Raw genomic sequence first — 15,681 nt, forward strand, 5'->3', positions numbered from 1 at the left:
ATCAAGGGACACTGCCACGATGCGCACTGCCAGCACGGCCACCCGCCTCGCGGTGCTCGGCGCCGCGACCCTGCTCGGCCTGGTGACCGCGGCCCTGCCGAGCGCCGTCGCGGACGACAACTCCTACGCCACGCCGCCACCGGTGAACCCCGACCTGGTTCCGCCGAACGAACCGCCCGCGCCGGACGCCCCGTACCAGCAGAAGAACGCGTGCGTCAGCTCCACCGTGGGCAGCCAGCGGATCGAGGGCACGTCCTGGGGTCAGCAGGTCATGCGGCTGCCGGAGGCGTGGCGGTTCGCCACCGGCAAGGGCCAGACCGTCGCGGTGATCGACACCGGGGTCAACCCGCACCCGCGGCTCGCCGGCCGGCTCTCCGGCGGCGGGGACTACGTCGAGCCGGGCAAGAACGGCACGTTCGACTGCGACGGGCACGGCACCGAGGTGGCCGGGATCATCGCCGCGTCCAACGACCCGAACACCGGGTTCGAGGGCGTCGCGCCGGACGCCACGATCCTCTCCATCCGGCAGACCAGCTCCAACTACCAGACGCCGGACGCGGGCTACCAGGGCGGCGAGCGGCCCGCCGGCACGGTGGACACGCTGGCCAGGGCGATCCGCGTGGCGGTGGACCGGGGCGCCACGGTGATCAACGCCTCGATCACCGCGTGCAACACCCCGGCCCAGCTCCGCGGCAACGCGTGGCGCGCGCTGCAGGCCGCGGTGTACTACGCGGTGCAGCACAACGTGGTGGTGGTGGCCGCGGCCGGCAACCGCAAGACCGACGCCACCCCCGGCTGCGAGCAGCAGAACGACAACCCGGACCCGAACAAGGTCAACGTGGTGGCCATGCCGCCGTGGTTCTCCGACGACGTGCTGTCGGTGGCCGCCGCGGACAAGGACGGCACGCCCGCGCCGTTCACCATCTGGGGCCCGTGGGTGAGCGTGGCCGCGCCCGGCACCAACATCATCTCGCTCGACCCGGCCGGCAACGGCCTGGCCAACACCGAGATGTCCGGCAGCCAGCAGCAGCCGTTGCAGGGCACCAGCTTCGCGTCCCCGTACGTGGCCGGGGTGGCCGCCCTGGTCAGGCAGCGGTTCCCGAACCTGACCGCGCGCCAGGTGATGCACCGGATCGAGGCCACCGCGCAGCACCCGGACGGCGCGGGCGGGCGGAACAGGAAGCTCGGCTACGGCATGGTGGACCCGGTGGCCGCGCTCACCGCGGTGCTGCCCGAGGAGAACGGCGCCACGGCGCCGAAGGCGGCGCCGCTGCGCACCTCGCTGGACCGCTCCTCGGCCAACTGGACGCCGGTGCGGGTCGCGCTGATCGGCGCCGGCGCTGGCGTCGGCATCCTGCTGGTCACCCTGTTCGTGGTGCACGCCTCCCGCCGGGTGCGGCGGCGCAGCGCCGGCTCCCGCCGGTACTGATCCCGCGCCGTCGTCCCGCCGGGATCAGCTGCCGCCGGCGGAGCGGGTCGAGGTCGGCGTCGGCCAGGTGCCCGCCCGGTTGTCCACCGGCACGGTGTCGAAGGTGCGCAGCGCGTCGTTGTGGTTCAGCGACGGGCCGGCCGGGAGCAGCCGGAGGATCGCGTCCGGGGCCGGGTCGAAGTTGCCGTTGTTGGTGTTCACCCCGAGCGCGGTGGCGGTGGCCACGTCCGGGATGCCGAACCGGACGCCGGTGTCCGCGACCAGGGTGAGCGGCCCGCTGGCGAAGTCCGCCTTGGAGCTAACGCTGCGCACCATCGCGGCGTGCCCCGGCGGCAGGTAGAACCACTTCACCAGCTCACCGCCGGCGCCCGGCTGGTTGAGCTGCACCGGCTGCATGCCCTGCGGCACCGGCACCTGCGAACCGAGCAGCACCTCGGTGTGCTCGTCGCCGTCCTTGAGGCTCCAGGACAGGCAGGACACCGGGGCGTCCGAGGCGGAAATCACATTCGGCCGCTCCGCGGGGAAGTCGCCGACCGGCAGCGGGTTCTGGGTGCGTGGCGCGGTGGCCTCCTGGCGGGCCGTGATGCTCGGGATGACCTGCTGGTTCGGCGCGTTCTCCGCCTGGAAAAGCTGCGCCACCGCAGGCGAGACCTGCTGCAGACCATCCTTGAGAACCAGGTAGTAGTGCGGATCCTCGCCGGCGACCTGGGCCTGCACCACGGTGCCGATCTTCGCGGCGATGCCGACGTCGTAACCCTTGGGCTGGGCGCCCTCGCCGTCCACGTTCGGCACGGCGAGCCTGCGCACCTCCGGGATGGCGTTGAGCTCCGCCGCGGTCATCCGCCGGGGCTTGGCATCGCGCAGGTTGAAGTTGGCGGCGACGGCGGTGTCGCTCAGGTCCACCCGGGCGCGCACCGCGCTGGCACCGATCTTCGAGCCCGGCGGGGTGGGGTAGACGAGATAGGTCTGGCCGTCCGGCGCGGCCGCGAGCACCGCGTCCCTCGGGCCGAGCGGGTGCAGCCCGTGCATGTCCGCGACGCCACCGAGCACGGTGGTCTGCACGTTCGCCCGGCTGCCCGCGTCCGGCTGGGAGCCCTGCACGTCGAGCTGGTCGCAGACCGCCCAGTTCGGCGAGGTGCGCTGCTCCTGCTTCTCCGGCAGCAGCAGCGGCGCGCCCGGGATGCCGGCCAGCCGGCCGCGCGGGATGCCCTGCAGCGCCGAGTCGTCCACCACGGTGGGCGGGCCCCCCGCCGGCCCGCCCTCGGACGGAGCCGGCGCGTTCGACCCGGACGACGAGGACTCCTGCATCAGCATCAACCGGGCCGAGGCGAGATTGAGCACCGGCACGAGTTGCCGTGGATTGCTGGTCGCCACGTAGACCGCGCCGCTCTCCTTGCTGATCACGATGCCCTGGGACGGCGCGCTGGGGCTCGGCTTGAACAGCCCGAACACGACGAAGCCGACCAGCCCCAGGCAGGACACGATGACGCCGACGGTGATCGCCCGGGTGTGTGTGCGCATCGGGTCGTGCAACATCACCGCGTCCTTGCGCACCAGCGCGGACTGCATCCTCCGGAGCACGAAGCGGTACGCCTGGACCTGTGACTTGGTGGTAGGTGTTGACGGCATTCTCGGCCTGTAGCCCCCTCGGTCGCGGTACGGTTCGGCAGGATAGCCGGACGCGGGGCGGTCCGGGTGCCACTCCGGTGGACCCGACCCCGATCTTCCCGGCCGGCGGTCCGAGAAGACAATCACCATGGATCCGGCCCGTGGGCGCCAGCCAGCACCGAGGGGGAGAGACCGAGCGGATGTCCGTGACCACTCCACAGCCGACCCGATCACAGCCCGGGGCGGCCGGTGCCTCGGCCGCGGCCAACGCGGTGCGCGTCGCGTTACGCGCCCGGCGCCGGACGGTCGGCGTCAGCCTCGCCGGCCTGCCGGTGGCCAACCTGGTGATGCTCGAGATCGGTCTGGCCATCGGGCTCGCCCTGATCAGCGTGAGCCGGCTGCTGCTGCCCGTCGCCGCCGCGGTGCTGCTGGTGGCACTGGTGATCGGGCTGCTGCGCTGGCGGCGCCGGTGGCTGACCCAGTGGCTGGCCCTGGTCGGCCGGTACGCGCTGCGCCCGCACACCCGGGTGGCCACCATCACCGCGCCGGACGAGACCGTGCTGGCGCCGTCGCTGGCGGACGCCGAGGCCGAGGAGGCGCCCACCGTCATCGGCCCGGAGGACCAGCGGGTCGCCCTGCTCCGGCTCGCCGTGCCGGACCTGGTCGTCGCCCAGGGCACCGACCACGAGCGGCGGCCGCTCGGCATGGCATGGCACGCCGGCGGGTGGACCGCGGTGCTGCTGGTCGATCCGGTTCCGGCGCCGGTGACGCACGTCGGTGCCGCGCCGAACCTGCCGCTCGGCGCGCTGGCACCGTGCCTGGAGGACCGCGGCGTGGTGCTGGACGCGATCCAGGTGATCTGGCACTGCTACCCGGGCAGCGCCTCGCTGCCGTCCCGGTCACCGGCGCTGGCCTCGTACCTGGAGGTGCTCGGCCCGCTGCCGGCCGCCGCCCGGCGGACCACGTGGGTCGCGGTGCGGCTGGACCCGAAGCGCTGCGTCGGCGCGATCGCCGAGCGCGGCGGCGGGGTGGTCGGCGCGCACCGCGCGCTGATCGGCGCGCTGTCCCGGGTGCGTAGCGCGCTGGGCGAGCGCGGCGTGCCCACCCGGCCGCTGGCCGCGGACGAACTGCTCAAGGCGGGCCTGTCCGCGGCGGAACTGACCGCGGTGGCCGGCGGCAACCGGCGGGTCGGCCTGCGGGAGCGGTGGGGTCGGGTGGCCAGCGACACGGTCGGCCACTCCAGCTACGCGATCACCGGATGGCCGCACCGCGGCACGGCACACAGCCTCAACGCGCTCACCGGGGTACGCGCGCTGTCGTCCACGGTGGCGATGTCCATCTCGCCGGGCGACGGCGAGGAGGTCGGCCTGCGCGGCCTGGTCCGGGTGAGCGCCCGCACCCCGGGTGAGCTGGGCGCCGCGGACGAGCGACTGCGGGCCATCGCCGGCCGGCTGGGCATCACGCTCACCCCGCTGCGCGGCCAGCAACTCGCCGGTCTCGCCGCGACGCTGCCGCTGGGCGGGACCTCGTGAGCGCCCTGGGATCAGGCCACCTCGTGCGGGAGAGGACGACATGAGCAGCCGGGTGATCGAGACACCGGGACGGTCGGGCGGCATCGCGCCGGAGTTTCTGGTGTCACCGGCCATGCTGGACGCGATCAGCCCGTCCGGCGACCGCGGCGGCATGGTGCTGGGCTCCGGGCAGCAGGGCGAGCCGCTCAGCGTCTCGGTGCTGCGCCCGACCCCGACCAGGATCGTCATCGTGGGCGGGCTGTACCTGGCCCGCCAGGTGGCGCTGCGGGCGATGGCCACCGGGGCGGAGGTGATGGTCGCCACAGGGCGCGACCCGGCGTGGCAGGTGCTGCTCCGGGCGGCCGGGGAGGGGCCGGACGGCCGGCCGGTGCCGATGGTGACCATCCGCAGGATCGCACCGGTCGAGCTGCCCCGGGCGTCGGAGGACCGGCCGCTGCTCGTGGTGCACGACGGCGGCGCGGTGCCGCAGGAGTTGTTCCCGCCGCGGTCGCCCTGGCAGACCACCCTGTACGTGCTGCCCTACCTGCATCCGCAGGCTGGTGCCACGGCGGGCGCCGCGGACATGGTGCTGCTGCAGCGGCTCCCAGTCGGCCAGGCGCAGCTCGCGGCGCGGATCTGGCGGCTGCCGCCGCCGATGGTGCAGCAGCTCAGCACGCTCAAGGACGACCAGGTGGTGGCGCTCGGACCAGGCCTGTGGCGGGTGTTGCGGCTGGTCACCACGCCCAGGGAGCAGCAGATCCTCGGCCCGGTCCGGCGCGGCGACTAAAGGCGTCAGTGCCTGTTCCGGAACAGGCTGTCAGGAGAGCGGCGCGCGCAGCCGGCGGGTCTGCGCGGCGCGGGCGGCCAACTCGCCGTCGGCCGGGTAGTCGACGCCGACCAGGCTGAGCCCGTGCGGCGGCGCCACGGTGACCGAACTGGCGCGCTCGGTGGCGGTGAGCAGCGACGCCGGCCAGTCCGCCGGTCGGCGCCCCTCGCCGACCGCCAGCAGCGCGCCGACCAGGCTGCGAACCATGGAGTGGCAGAAGGCGTCCGCCGCGACGTGCGCGACCAGTACCCCGCCGCTCTCCCGGCGCCAGTCCAGCCGCTGCAGCTCGCGCACGGTGGTCGCGCCGTCCCGGCGCCGGCAGAACGCGACGAAGTCGTGCTCGCCGAGCAACCGGGCGGAGGCGTCCCGCAGCGCGGCCAGGTCGAGCCGGCGCCGCCACGCCAGGGTGTGCCGGCGCTCCAGCGGGTGCGTCCCGAAGGGGGCGTCGCTGACCCGGTACTCGTAGTGCCGGCGCAGCGCGGAGAACCGGGCGTCGAAGTCGTCCGGGACCGCACGCGCGGCGAACACCCGCACGTCGCCGGGCAGCAGCCGGGCCAGCCGGCGCACCAGTCCGGCTAGCGCCTCGTCGACCGCCTCTTCCCGGCCGGCGGTCGCGGCGAGCGCGTCGACGGGCAGGTCGGCGTGCGCCACCTGGCCGGTGGCGTGCACTCCGGCGTCGGTGCGCCCGGCCACGGTCAACCGAACCTCGGTGCGCAGCACCGTGCCGAGCGTGTCCTCCAGCACGCCGCAGACCGTGCGCCGCTCCGGCTGCCTGGCCCAGCCGGAGAAGTCGGTGCCGTCGTAGCCGAGATCGAAACGCACCCGCATGGTCGACCCCGCGGTACGCCCGAGCCCGCCGTCCTCGGTGGGAACGGCGGGCTCGGGCGGCATGGCCTGCGATGGAACCGTCAGGACTTGTCGTCCTCGCCCTTCGCCTCGCCCTCGACGGTCTCGGTCGAGCCCTCGGCCGGCTCGGCCTCCGTCTGCGAGACGGTCTCCGCCGCCTCGGTGGCCTCGGCGGTTTCCTCGGAACCCTCCGCGGGCTCCGCCGCCGTCTGCGACGCGGGCCCGCTCTCCTTGGCCTTGGCCGCCGCCGGTCGGCTGCGGCGGGCCGCCTCGGCCTCGGCGGTCACCGTCTTGTCCGCGATCAGCTCGATGACCGCCATCTGGGCGTTGTCGCCCTTGCGCGGCATCGTCTTGACAATGCGGGTGTAGCCGCCGTTGCGGTCGGAGAAGAACGGGCCGATCTCGGCGATCAGCTTGTGCACGACGTCCTTGTCGCGGATCACCTTCTGGATCTCGCGACGGTTGTGCAGATCCCCGCGCTTCGCCTTGGTGATCAGCCGCTCGGCGAACGGGCGAAGCCGCCTGGCCTTCGCCTCGGTCGTCCTGATCCGGCCGTGGGTGAACAGCGACGTGGCCAGGTTGGCCAGCATCAGCCGCTGGTGGGCCGGCGACCCGCCGAGACGGGGTCCCTTGGTCGGGGTGGGCATCGGTTGCTCCTTACTTTGCGCGGCTGCGCGCGCCGGGTCCTCAGAGCCTCGGTGTCAGAGCTGCTCGGTCTCGGCGTAGTCCTGACCGTCGTCGTGGTTGGTGTCCGTCACGCTCGGCGTGCTCGGTGCGCCCCAACCCTCGGTCGGATATTCGGAAGCGGCGGCCGAAGGGTCGAACCCGGGCGGGCTGTCCTTCAGCGCCAGGCCGAGACCGGCGAGCTTCATCTTGACCTCGTCGATCGACTTCGCACCGAAGTTGCGGATGTCCAGCAGATCCGCCTCGCTGCGCGAGACCAGCTCGCCGACCGTGTGGATGCCCTCCCGCTTGAGGCAGTTGTAGGAGCGCACGGTCAGGTCGAGGTCCTCGATCGGCATGGCGAACGCCGCGATGGTGTCCGCCTCGGCCGGGGACGGGCCGATCTCGATGCCCTCGGCGTCCACGTTCAGCTCACGCGCCAGGCCGAACAGCTCGACCAGCGTCTTACCGGCGGACGCGACCGCGTCCCTCGGCGTGATCGACGGCTTGGTCTCCACGTCGAGGATCAGCTTGTCGAAGTCGGTCCGCTGCTCGACACGGGTCGCCTCGACCTTGTAGGTCACCTTCAGCACGGGCGAGTAGATCGAGTCGACCGGGATGCGGCCGATCTCGGCGCCTGCCTGCTTGTTCTGCATGGCAGGCACGTAGCCGCGGCCGCGCTCGACCACGAGCTCGATCTCCAGCTTGCCCTTGCCGTTGAGGGTGGCGATGTGCAGGTCCGGGTTGTGCACGGTGACCCCGGCCGGCGGAACGATGTCCCCCGCGGTGACCGCGCCGGGACCCTGCTTGCGCAGGTACATGGTCACCGGCTCGTCCTCCTCGGAACTGACCACCAGCTCCTTGAGGTTGAGGATGATGTCGGTGACGTCCTCCTTGACGCCGGGCACGGTGGTGAACTCGTGCAGCACGCCGTCGATGCGGATGCTGGTCACCGCCGCGCCGGGAATGGAGGACAGCAGCGTGCGACGCAGCGAGTTGCCGAGCGTGTAGCCGAAGCCCGGCTCGAGCGGCTCGATGGTGAACTTCGAGCGCGTGTCGTTGACCGGCTCCTCGGTCAGCGTGGGTCGCTGGGAGATGAGCACTGGATCTTTCCTTTCCTTCCGGCGCCCGCCATATGACGCCGTTGGATGGCTCGCCGCCCGGGCCCTCGGCCTGGTCGGCGATGCGCCGACGTACCCTGCGCGCCGGCGCCCGATCCGTGGCCGGGGAGACGGCCGGAACCGCCTCCCCGGCCCTGGATCACTTCGAGTAGTACTCGACGATGAGCTGCTCCTGGACCGGGGTGTCGATCTGCGCCCGCTCCGGGAGCTGGTGCACCAGGATCCGCAGGTTCGACTGGACGACCTGCAGCCAGCCGGGCACCGGGCGCTCGCCGTAGGTCTCCTTGGCCACCACGAACGGCAGCATCGGCATCGACTTCGGCCGAACGTCGATGATGTCGTACTGGGACACCCGGTAGCTCGGGATGTTCACCTTGTGGCCGTTGACCAGGAAGTGCCCGTGGCTGACCAGCTGGCGGGCCTGCCGGCGGGTGCGGGCCAGGCCGGCCCGGTACACCACGTTGTCCAGCCGCGACTCGAGCAGCTTGAGCAGGTTCTCGCCGGTCTTGCCGGGACGGCGGGCCGCCTCCTCGTAGTAGCGGTGGAACTGCTTCTCCAGGATGCCGTAGGTGAAGCGGGCCTTCTGCTTCTCCTGCAGCTGCAGCAGGTACTCGCTCTCCTTGATCCGGCCGCGGCCGTGCTGGCCGGGCGGGTAGGGGCGACGCTCGAACGCCTGGTCGCCGCCGACGAGGTCGACCTTGAGCCGGCGGGACTTGCGGGTGACGGGGCCGGTGTAACGAGCCATCTGTCCTTACTCCTCCCCGTGCCTCAGACCCGGCGCCGCTTCGGCGGGCGGCAGCCGTTGTGCGGCTGCGGGGTCACGTCCTGGATCGTGCCGACCTCCAGGCCGGCGGCCTGCAGCGAGCGGATCGCGGTCTCCCGGCCGGAACCGGGGCCCTTGACGAACACGTCGACCTTGCGCATGCCGTGCTCGGCGGCCTTCCGCGCGGCGTTCTCCGCGGCCATCTGCGCGGCGAACGGGGTGGACTTGCGCGACCCCTTGAAGCCGACGTGGCCGGCCGACGCCCAGCTGATCACGGCGCCGTTCGGATCCGTGATCGACACGATCGTGTTGTTGAACGTGCTCTTGATGTGCGCGTGGCCGTGGGTGACGTTCTTCTTCTCCTTGCGCCGGACCTTCTTGACCCCGGCGCCGGAGCGAGACTTCGGTGGCATTCTTCTTGCTCTCTCTCGTGCGAGGTCTTACTTCTTCCCGGCCTTCTTCTTGCCGGCGACCGTCTTCTTCGGGCCCTTGCGGGTGCGGGCGTTGGTCTTGGTCCGCTGGCCACGCACGGGCAGCCCGCGGCGGTGCCGCAGGCCCTGGTAGCAGCCGATCTCGATCTTCCGGCGGATGTCGGCCTGGACCTCGCGGCGGAGGTCACCCTCGACCTTGAAGTTGTTCTCGATGTAGTCGCGCAGCCGGACGGCGTCCTCGTCGGTCAGGTCCCGCACGCGCAGGTCCGGGCTCACGCCCGTGGCGGTGAGGACCTCCTTGGAACGGGTACGGCCGATGCCGTAGATGTAGGTCAGCGCGATCTCCATCCGCTTCTCGCGGGGGAGGTCGACGCCAGCGAGTCGTGCCATATGGCGCTTACTCCTCGGTTCCTCATGCTCCAGGTCTGCTCCTCACCCACCCGGGAACGACTCGCTGTCGTCGGGCCCGCTCTCGCGGGTTCCCTTCCCGGCCCCGGCCTGGAGTCCGGGGGCAGGCCGGGCGTGCGCCCGGCAGGGTCGAGGAGGCTTGCGGTTGTCTTCGGTTCCGCGTGACCGGTTCGCCCGGCCCGGACGGTGGTGTCGCGGTCAGCCCTGGCGCTGCTTGTGGCGCAGGTTGCTGCAGATCACCATGACCCGCCCGTGCCTGCGGACGATCTGGCACTTGTCGCAGATCCGCTTGACGCTCGGTTGGACCTTCACGGTCGTGGTCTCCTGCTCGGCCTCGTGCCGGGGGCGGCCGCCCCGCGGCACAGCAATGACACGATCGTCACTTGTAGCGGTAGACGATGCGGCCGCGGGACAGGTCGTAGGGCGACAGCTCCACGACAACCCGGTCCTCGGGCAGAATGCGGATGTAGTGCTGCCGCATCTTGCCGCTGATGTGCGCCAGGACCTTGTGGCCGTTCTCCAGCTCGACGCGGAACATCGCGTTGGGGAGCGGCTCGATCACGCGGCCTTCGACCTCGATGGCCCCGTCCTTCTTGCCCATGTCCTCCGCGTTTCGTGACAGTGTGGTTTCTCGCGGTGCCCGGACCCGATCCACGGGCTTCCGGCACGGGCACGCGTCCACCCATCTCCGAAGAACTCGCTGCACGATGCTGGCTACCACGGGCAGGACGAGACGGGCGCGACGAGTGCGCCGGTGTCCTAGTTTACGCAACCATCCGTCATCGCCCCAAATCGGGGCCACGTCGCGCCGCGTCGGGTGATCGTCACCCTGGGTGCGGCCGTTATTCCGGGGCGGTGAGCACCCAGGGGCCGTCGTCAGTGACCGCCACCGTGTGCTCCCAGTGCGCGGCCCGGGACCCGTCCGCGGTCACCACGGTCCACCCGTCCTCGAGTTCCTCTGTCTCCGCGGTGCCCAGGGTGAGCATCGGCTCCACGGCCAGCGCCATGCCGGTCCGCAGCCGGGGCCCGCGGCCGGGCCGCCCGTAGTTGGGCAGGAACGGCTCCATGTGCATCTCGGTGCCGATGCCGTGCCCGCCGTAATCGGTGACGATGCCGTACTCCACGCCGTCCCGGGCGCGGGCGGCCAGTACGGCCCGCTCCACCGCGTGCGAGACGTCGCTCAACCGGGAGTCCGGGCGGATCGCCTCGATGCCGGCCAGCATGGCCTCGCGGCACGCCTCGGAGAGCCTGCGGTCGCCGTCCCGTGGGCTACCCACGGACAGGGTGACGGCCGAGTCGCCGTGCCAGCCGTCCAGGATCGCCCCGCAGTCCACGGACAGCAGGTCACCTTCGGCGAGCACCTGGTCCCGGCTGGGGATGCCGTGCACCACCTGATCGTTCACCGAGGCGCAGATGGACGCGGGGAAGCCGTGGTAGCCCTTGAACGACGGAACCGCGCCCGCGTCCCGGATAGTCTGCTCGGCCAACTCGTCCAGTTCCGCGGTGCTCACCCCGGCGTGGGCGTGCTCGGCCACCAGGGCCAGGGCGCGGGCCACCACCAGGCCGGCGGCGCGCATGGCCTCCAGCTCGGTGCGGTTCTTGATCTCGATCACGCGTTCCTTGCGCAGGGAGCCGAGGATGCCTGCGCGGACGACGCCGCGCAGGCCACCGGTGGTCACTTACCGTCGCGCAACGCGTCCAACGCGCGCGCGGTGACTTCGTCGATCTCGCCGACGGCGTCCACCGCCACCACCCGGTCCCGGTAGTAGTCCAGCAGCGGCGCCGTGTCCGTCCGGTACACCTGCAGCCGGCGCCGGATGACGTCCTCGGAGTCGTCCGACCGGCCGCGCGCGAGCATCCGCTCCACCACCACGTTCTCCGGGATGACGAACTCGACGACGGCGTCCAGACCGGTCCCGTTCCCGGCGAGGATCTCGTCCAGCACCTTGGCCTGGGAGAGGTTGCGGGGGAAGCCGTCGAGCAGGAAGCCCTCCCGGGCGTCCGGCTCGGCCAGGCGCCCCCGGACCATCTCGTTGGTCACCGTGTCCGGCACCAGCTCACCGGCGTCCAGGTAGCGCTTGGCCTCGCGGCCAAGCTCGGTCTGCTGCCCCACGTGCGCGCGGAACAGCTCACCGGTGGAGATGTGCGGAATGCCGAGCTTCTCGCTGAGCACGGCGGCTTGCGTACCCTTGCCCGCTCCCGGCGGGCCGACGAGGACGAGTCGCACTAGCGGAGGAACCCTTCGTAGTTACGCTGCATGAGCTGGCTCTCGATCTGCTTCACGGTGTCGAGTCCGACACCAACCATGATCAGCACGGCGGTGCCACCGAACGGGAAGTTGTTCGAACTCCCGCCCTGACCCGTGATGTCGATGAAGAAGTTCGGCAGCACGGCGATGAGACCGAGGTAGATGGAGCCAGGCAGGGTGATCCTGTTCAGCACGAAGCTGAGGTATTCCGCGGTGGGCCGACCGGGACGGATGCCGGGGATGAACCCACCGAACTTCTTCATCTCGTCGGCGCGCTCGTCCGGGTTGAACGTGATCGCCACGTAGAAGTAGGTAAAGAAGATGATCAAGGCGAAGTACAGCGAGATGTGCACGTAGTTCGACGGCGCGACCAGGTACTGCTGGATGAAGGTCTGCCACCAGGGCGCGTTGCCCCCCTGCGAGGTGGCCAACCGGGAGACCAGATCCGGCAGGTAGAGCAGGGAGGACGCGAAGATCACCGGGATCACACCGGCCTGGTTGACCTTCAACGGTAGATAGGTGGACGTGCCGCCGTACATCCGGCGACCGATCATGCGCTTGGCGTACTGCACCGGGATCCGCCGCTGCGCCTGCTCGACGAAGACCACGCTGGCGATGATGGCCAGGCCGAACACGCAGATCACCGCGAAGGTGACGCCGCCGTGGCCGAGAATGGTCTTGCCCTCGGCGGGGATGCGCGCCGCGATCGACGTGAAGATCAGCAGCGACATGCCGTTGCCCACGCCCCGCTCGGTGATCAGCTCGCCCAGCCACATGATCACCGCGGTGCCGGCGGTCATCGTCACCACAACGACGATCAGGCTGAACACGCTGGAGTCCGGGATCACCGGGTCCGTGCAGTTCTGGAACAACTGCCCGCGCACGGCCAGCGCCACGATGCCGGTGGACTGCAGGATGGCCAGCGCGACCGTGAGGTACCGGGTGTACTGGGTCAGCTTGTTCTGCCCGGCCTGGCCCTCCTTGCGCAACTGCTCGAAGCGCGGGATCACCACGGTGAGCAACTGGATGATGATGCTCGCCGTGATGTACGGCATGATACCCAGCGCGAAGATGGACAGCTGCAGCAGCGCACCACCGGAGAACAGGTTGAGCAGCGTGTAGACGCCGCCCTGGTCGGAGACGACCTTGATGCACTTCTGCACGTTCGCGTAGGACACGCCAGGCGCCGGCAGCGTGGCCCCCAGGCGGTACACGACCAGCATCCCGAGGGTAAAAAGGATCTTGCGGCGCAAGTCCGGCGTCGCGAGAGCCGAGCGGAAGGCGCTGAGCACGCGGGACCTCCTCGGCGTCACCGGGCTCTTTCGCCGGTGAGCATGGCTGGGCCGGCAGGCAGCCGGCGGGCCGCACCTGGTGGACGGCCCTGATGGGCATCACGGACACGCCTCGCACCGGTGGTGCCAAGCGTGACAACGACTGTAACAGCACCCTGTGGAGCCGGAAGACTCCGTCAGCACGAAGGGTGATGCCCTCGGCTGGCGAGAGCCGCCGGGCGGCTGGCACGGTTCAGACGTGCCAGCCGCCCGGGCACTGCCTCTCCCGAGCGCCCCGGCTTCACCGTGGCGCGTCAGGGCGTTACAGCTTGGTGGCGGAACCGCCGGCCGCGGTGATCTTCTCCTGGGCACTCCCGGAGAAGGCGTGCGCGGTGACGTCCAGCCTGACCCCGCCGAGGTCGCCGTTGCCGAGCACCTTCACCGGCTGGCCCTTGCGGACCGCGCCGGCCCGGACCAGTTCCTCGACGCCGACCGTGCCGCCCTCGGGGAACAGCCGGGCCAGGTCGCCGATGTTGACCACCTGGTACTCGACGCGGAACCGGTTGCGGAAGCCCTTCAGCTTGGGCAGCCGCATGTGCAGCGGCATCTGGCCACCCTCGAAGGCGGGGGACACGTTCTTGCGGGCCTTGGTGCCCTTCGTGCCCCGCCCGGCGGTCTTGCCCTTGGAACCCTCGCCGCGACCCACCCGGATCTTGGCGGTCCTGGCGCCCGGGGCGGGCCGCAGGTGGTGGATCTTGATGGTCATGGGTCAGTCGACCTCCTCGACAACCACCAGGTGGCGGACCGTGTTGATCAGCCCGCGGACCTGGGGGGTGTCCTCGCGCACTACCGACTGCCGGATCTTGCGCAGCCCGAGCGTGCGCAGCGAGTCCCGCTGGTTCTGCTTGGTGCCGATGGTGCTGCGCACCTGGGTGACCTTGAGCTGTGCCATCGCGGTCACGCCCCCTGCCCGGCGCGGGCGCGGAGCAGGCCGGCCGGCGCCACGTCCTCCAGCGGCAGGCCACGGCGGGCCGCGACCTCCTCCGGACGCTGCAGCTGCTTCAGCGCCGCCACCGTGGCGTGCACGATGTTGATGGCGTTGTCGCTGCCCAGCGACTTGCTCAGCACGTCGTGCACGCCCGCGCACTCCAGCACGGCGCGCACCGGGCCACCGGCGATGACGCCGGTACCGGGGCTGGCCGGGCGGAGCAGCACGACGCCGGCGGCCGCCTCACCCTGCACGGGGTGCGGGATGGTGCCGGCGACCTTGGGCACCCGGAAGAAGTTCTTCTTGGCCTCTTCCACGCCCTTGGCGATGGCCGCCGGGACCTCCTTGGCCTTGCCGTAGCCGACGCCGACCATGCCCTCGCCGTCGCCGACGACCACCAGCGCGGTGAAGCTGAACCGGCGGCCGCCCTTGACAACCTTGGACACGCGGTTGATCGCGACCACGCGCTCCAGATGCGGGGTCTTCTCGTGGGCCGCCCCGCCGCGGCCACCGTCCCGGCGGTCGCGGCGGTCGCCGCGCTCCCCGCCTTCGCGACGCATGCGTCCTGGCATCAGGCGTCCCTCTCGTTCATCACAGTGTGCATGTTCCTAGAACTCCAGCCCCGCCCCGCGGGCCGCGTCGGCCAGCGCGGCGATGCGCCCGTGGTAGTCGTGGCCGCCGCGGTCGAACACGACCTTGGAGATGCCCGCCTCCTTTGCCCGGGCGGCGACCAGCTCGCCGACGCGGGCCGCACGGGCCTTCTTGTCGCCCTCCATCGCCCGCACGTCGGCCTCCATGCTGGACGCCGACGCCACGGTGTGGCCGGCCACGTCGTCGATCACCTGCGCGACCATGTGCCGCGTGGAGCGGGTGACGACCAGTCGCGGCCGCTCCGGCGTGCCGAAGATCTTCTTGCGCAGCCGGAAATGGCGGCGCGCCCGGGCGAGACGGCGCACGGTCGAGATGTCCTTGCCGACCGGCTTCCGCTTCGGCGCCGCGGTCTTCTGTGCAGTGGACTCGCTCATGCTCACTTACCCGTCTTCCCGACCTTGCGGCGGATCTGCTCACCCGCGTAGCGCACGCCCTTGCCCTTGTACGGGTCCGGCCGGCGCAGCTTCCGGATGTTGGCGGCCACCTCGCCGACCCGCTGCTTGTCGATGCCACTCACCGAGAACCGGGTGGGGGACTCCACCGCGAAGGTGATGCCCTCCGGCGCGGCGACCTTCACCGGGTGGCTGTAGCCCAGGGAGAACTCGAGGTCCGCGCCCTTGAGCTGGACGCGGTAGCCGACCCCGTGGATCTCCATCTTCTTCTCGTAGCCCTGGGTCACCCCGATCACGAGGTTGTTCACCAGCGTGCGGGACAGCCCGTGCATGGACTTGCTCCACCGCTCGTCGTCCGGCCGCTTCACCAGCAGGGCGCCGTCGCCGTCGCGCTCCACGACGATCGGCTCCGGGATGGTGCGGGACAGCGTGCCCTTCGGGCCCTTGACGGTCACCGTGCGACCGTCGATGGTGACGTCGACCCCGGACGGAACGGGGATCGGCAGCTTTCCGATGCGCGACATG

Annotated in this window: 20 protein-coding genes; 3 read left to right on the forward strand and 17 right to left on the reverse strand. The window is 71.4% G+C overall.

Annotated features, from left to right (window positions below):
* The first annotated feature begins 19 nt into the window (after positions 1-19).
* A complete protein-coding gene (gene mycP / locus FFT21_RS04655; RefSeq protein WP_137812494.1) occupies positions 20-1,429 on the forward strand; it encodes a type VII secretion-associated serine protease mycosin in 1,410 nt (469 codons plus the stop codon).
* Positions 1,430-1,453: 24 nt separating this feature from the next.
* Here the strand turns inward: mycP and eccB are convergent, their stop codons facing one another.
* Positions 1,454-3,058 carry a type VII secretion protein EccB gene (gene eccB / locus FFT21_RS04660; protein ID WP_192909386.1) on the reverse strand — a complete coding sequence of 535 codons (1,605 nt, stop codon included), beginning with the start codon at positions 3,056-3,058 and terminating at the stop codon, positions 1,454-1,456.
* 311 nt (positions 3,059-3,369) lie between these two features.
* Between eccB and eccE the strand changes: the two genes are divergently transcribed.
* Both eccE and FFT21_RS04670 read left to right on the forward strand, forming a co-directional pair.
* Entirely contained in the window at positions 3,370-4,569 is a 1,200-nt protein-coding gene (eccE, locus tag FFT21_RS04665) for a type VII secretion protein EccE (protein ID WP_225978117.1), read from the forward strand.
* A gap of 40 nt (positions 4,570-4,609) precedes the next feature.
* The gene (locus FFT21_RS04670) at positions 4,610-5,335 is read left to right on the forward strand and encodes a hypothetical protein (RefSeq protein WP_137812496.1); all 726 of its coding nucleotides are present in this window, start codon (positions 4,610-4,612) and stop codon (positions 5,333-5,335) included.
* Positions 5,336-5,365: 30 nt separating this feature from the next.
* Here the strand turns inward: FFT21_RS04670 and truA are convergent, their stop codons facing one another.
* The 16 genes from truA to rplF all read right to left on the reverse strand — a co-directional run bounded on the left by truA (position 5,366) and on the right by rplF (position 15,680).
* Complete coding sequence (gene truA, locus FFT21_RS04675) at positions 5,366-6,202, reverse strand: tRNA pseudouridine(38-40) synthase TruA (RefSeq protein ID WP_225978118.1); 837 nt, start codon at positions 6,200-6,202, stop codon at positions 5,366-5,368.
* Between the two features lie 80 nt (positions 6,203-6,282).
* The gene (gene rplQ / locus FFT21_RS04680; RefSeq protein WP_137812498.1) at positions 6,283-6,867 is read right to left on the reverse strand and encodes a 50S ribosomal protein L17; all 585 of its coding nucleotides are present in this window, start codon (positions 6,865-6,867) and stop codon (positions 6,283-6,285) included.
* 54 nt (positions 6,868-6,921) lie between these two features.
* On the reverse strand, positions 6,922-7,986 hold the full coding sequence (locus tag FFT21_RS04685; protein WP_137812499.1) for a DNA-directed RNA polymerase subunit alpha: 1,065 nt from the start codon (positions 7,984-7,986) through the stop codon (positions 6,922-6,924).
* Between the two features lie 157 nt (positions 7,987-8,143).
* Entirely contained in the window at positions 8,144-8,749 is a 606-nt protein-coding gene (gene rpsD / locus FFT21_RS04690; RefSeq protein ID WP_137812500.1) for a 30S ribosomal protein S4, read from the reverse strand.
* Positions 8,750-8,772: 23 nt separating this feature from the next.
* Complete coding sequence (gene rpsK / locus FFT21_RS04695; protein WP_137812501.1) at positions 8,773-9,180, reverse strand: 30S ribosomal protein S11; 408 nt, start codon at positions 9,178-9,180, stop codon at positions 8,773-8,775.
* 27 nt (positions 9,181-9,207) lie between these two features.
* Complete coding sequence (gene rpsM, locus FFT21_RS04700; protein WP_137812502.1) at positions 9,208-9,588, reverse strand: 30S ribosomal protein S13; 381 nt, start codon at positions 9,586-9,588, stop codon at positions 9,208-9,210.
* A gap of 216 nt (positions 9,589-9,804) precedes the next feature.
* Positions 9,805-9,918, reverse strand: a complete 114-nt coding sequence (gene rpmJ, locus FFT21_RS04705) for a 50S ribosomal protein L36 (RefSeq protein ID WP_137812503.1) — start codon at positions 9,916-9,918, stop codon at positions 9,805-9,807.
* Between the two features lie 67 nt (positions 9,919-9,985).
* Entirely contained in the window at positions 9,986-10,207 is a 222-nt protein-coding gene (gene infA / locus FFT21_RS04710) for a translation initiation factor IF-1 (RefSeq protein WP_009948665.1), read from the reverse strand.
* 241 nt (positions 10,208-10,448) lie between these two features.
* A complete protein-coding gene (gene map / locus FFT21_RS04715; protein WP_137812700.1) occupies positions 10,449-11,219 on the reverse strand; it encodes a type I methionyl aminopeptidase in 771 nt (256 codons plus the stop codon).
* A 62-nt stretch (positions 11,220-11,281) separates the two neighbouring features.
* Positions 11,282-11,833: an adenylate kinase gene (locus FFT21_RS04720; RefSeq protein ID WP_137812504.1), complete on the reverse strand. Its 552-nt coding sequence runs from the start codon at positions 11,831-11,833 to the stop codon at positions 11,282-11,284.
* Entirely contained in the window at positions 11,833-13,146 is a 1,314-nt protein-coding gene (gene secY / locus FFT21_RS04725; RefSeq protein ID WP_137812505.1) for a preprotein translocase subunit SecY, read from the reverse strand. The genes FFT21_RS04720 and secY overlap by 1 nt, the downstream gene beginning before the upstream one ends.
* 301 nt (positions 13,147-13,447) lie before the next feature.
* Positions 13,448-13,891 carry a 50S ribosomal protein L15 gene (gene rplO, locus FFT21_RS04730; protein ID WP_137812506.1) on the reverse strand — a complete coding sequence of 148 codons (444 nt, stop codon included), beginning with the start codon at positions 13,889-13,891 and terminating at the stop codon, positions 13,448-13,450.
* A gap of 3 nt (positions 13,892-13,894) precedes the next feature.
* Complete coding sequence (gene rpmD / locus FFT21_RS04735) at positions 13,895-14,077, reverse strand: 50S ribosomal protein L30 (RefSeq protein WP_137812701.1); 183 nt, start codon at positions 14,075-14,077, stop codon at positions 13,895-13,897.
* 5 nt (positions 14,078-14,082) lie between these two features.
* Positions 14,083-14,685 (reverse strand): 30S ribosomal protein S5, encoded by a 603-nt coding sequence (gene rpsE, locus FFT21_RS04740; RefSeq protein ID WP_137812507.1) that lies wholly within the window; start codon positions 14,683-14,685, stop codon positions 14,083-14,085.
* A gap of 36 nt (positions 14,686-14,721) precedes the next feature.
* Positions 14,722-15,138: a 50S ribosomal protein L18 gene (gene rplR, locus FFT21_RS04745; RefSeq protein WP_137812508.1), complete on the reverse strand. Its 417-nt coding sequence runs from the start codon at positions 15,136-15,138 to the stop codon at positions 14,722-14,724.
* 2 nt (positions 15,139-15,140) lie between these two features.
* A complete protein-coding gene (rplF, locus tag FFT21_RS04750) occupies positions 15,141-15,680 on the reverse strand; it encodes a 50S ribosomal protein L6 (RefSeq protein ID WP_137812509.1) in 540 nt (179 codons plus the stop codon).
* Position 15,681 lies beyond the last annotated feature (1 nt).

The sequence above is a fragment of the Gandjariella thermophila genome (assembly GCF_005405885.1).
GTDB classification, from domain to species: domain Bacteria; phylum Actinomycetota; class Actinomycetes; order Mycobacteriales; family Pseudonocardiaceae; genus Gandjariella; species Gandjariella thermophila.

Excerpts from the sequence above, each read along its gene's own strand:
- mycP (WP_137812494.1), top strand. The coding sequence starts at position 20 with ATGCGCACTGCCAGCACGGCCACCCGCCTCGCGGTGCTCGGCGCCGCG.
- eccB (WP_192909386.1), bottom strand. The coding sequence starts at position 3,058 with ATGCCGTCAACACCTACCACCAAGTCACAGGTCCAGGCGTACCGCTTC.
- FFT21_RS04670 (WP_137812496.1), top strand. The coding sequence starts at position 4,610 with ATGAGCAGCCGGGTGATCGAGACACCGGGACGGTCGGGCGGCATCGCG.
- truA (WP_225978118.1), bottom strand. The coding sequence starts at position 6,202 with ATGCGGGTGCGTTTCGATCTCGGCTACGACGGCACCGACTTCTCCGGC.
- rplQ (WP_137812498.1), bottom strand. The coding sequence starts at position 6,867 with ATGCCCACCCCGACCAAGGGACCCCGTCTCGGCGGGTCGCCGGCCCAC.
- rpsD (WP_137812500.1), bottom strand. The coding sequence starts at position 8,749 with ATGGCTCGTTACACCGGCCCCGTCACCCGCAAGTCCCGCCGGCTCAAG.
- rpsK (WP_137812501.1), bottom strand. The coding sequence starts at position 9,180 with ATGCCACCGAAGTCTCGCTCCGGCGCCGGGGTCAAGAAGGTCCGGCGC.
- rpsM (WP_137812502.1), bottom strand. The coding sequence starts at position 9,588 with ATGGCACGACTCGCTGGCGTCGACCTCCCCCGCGAGAAGCGGATGGAG.
- infA (WP_009948665.1), bottom strand. The coding sequence starts at position 10,207 with ATGGGCAAGAAGGACGGGGCCATCGAGGTCGAAGGCCGCGTGATCGAG.
- rplO (WP_137812506.1), bottom strand. The coding sequence starts at position 13,891 with ATGACCATCAAGATCCACCACCTGCGGCCCGCCCCGGGCGCCAGGACC.
- rpmD (WP_137812701.1), bottom strand. The coding sequence starts at position 14,077 with ATGGCACAGCTCAAGGTCACCCAGGTGCGCAGCACCATCGGCACCAAG.
- rpsE (WP_137812507.1), bottom strand. The coding sequence starts at position 14,685 with ATGCCAGGACGCATGCGTCGCGAAGGCGGGGAGCGCGGCGACCGCCGC.
- rplR (WP_137812508.1), bottom strand. The coding sequence starts at position 15,138 with ATGAGCGAGTCCACTGCACAGAAGACCGCGGCGCCGAAGCGGAAGCCG.
- rplF (WP_137812509.1), bottom strand. The coding sequence starts at position 15,680 with ATGTCGCGCATCGGAAAGCTGCCGATCCCCGTTCCGTCCGGGGTCGAC.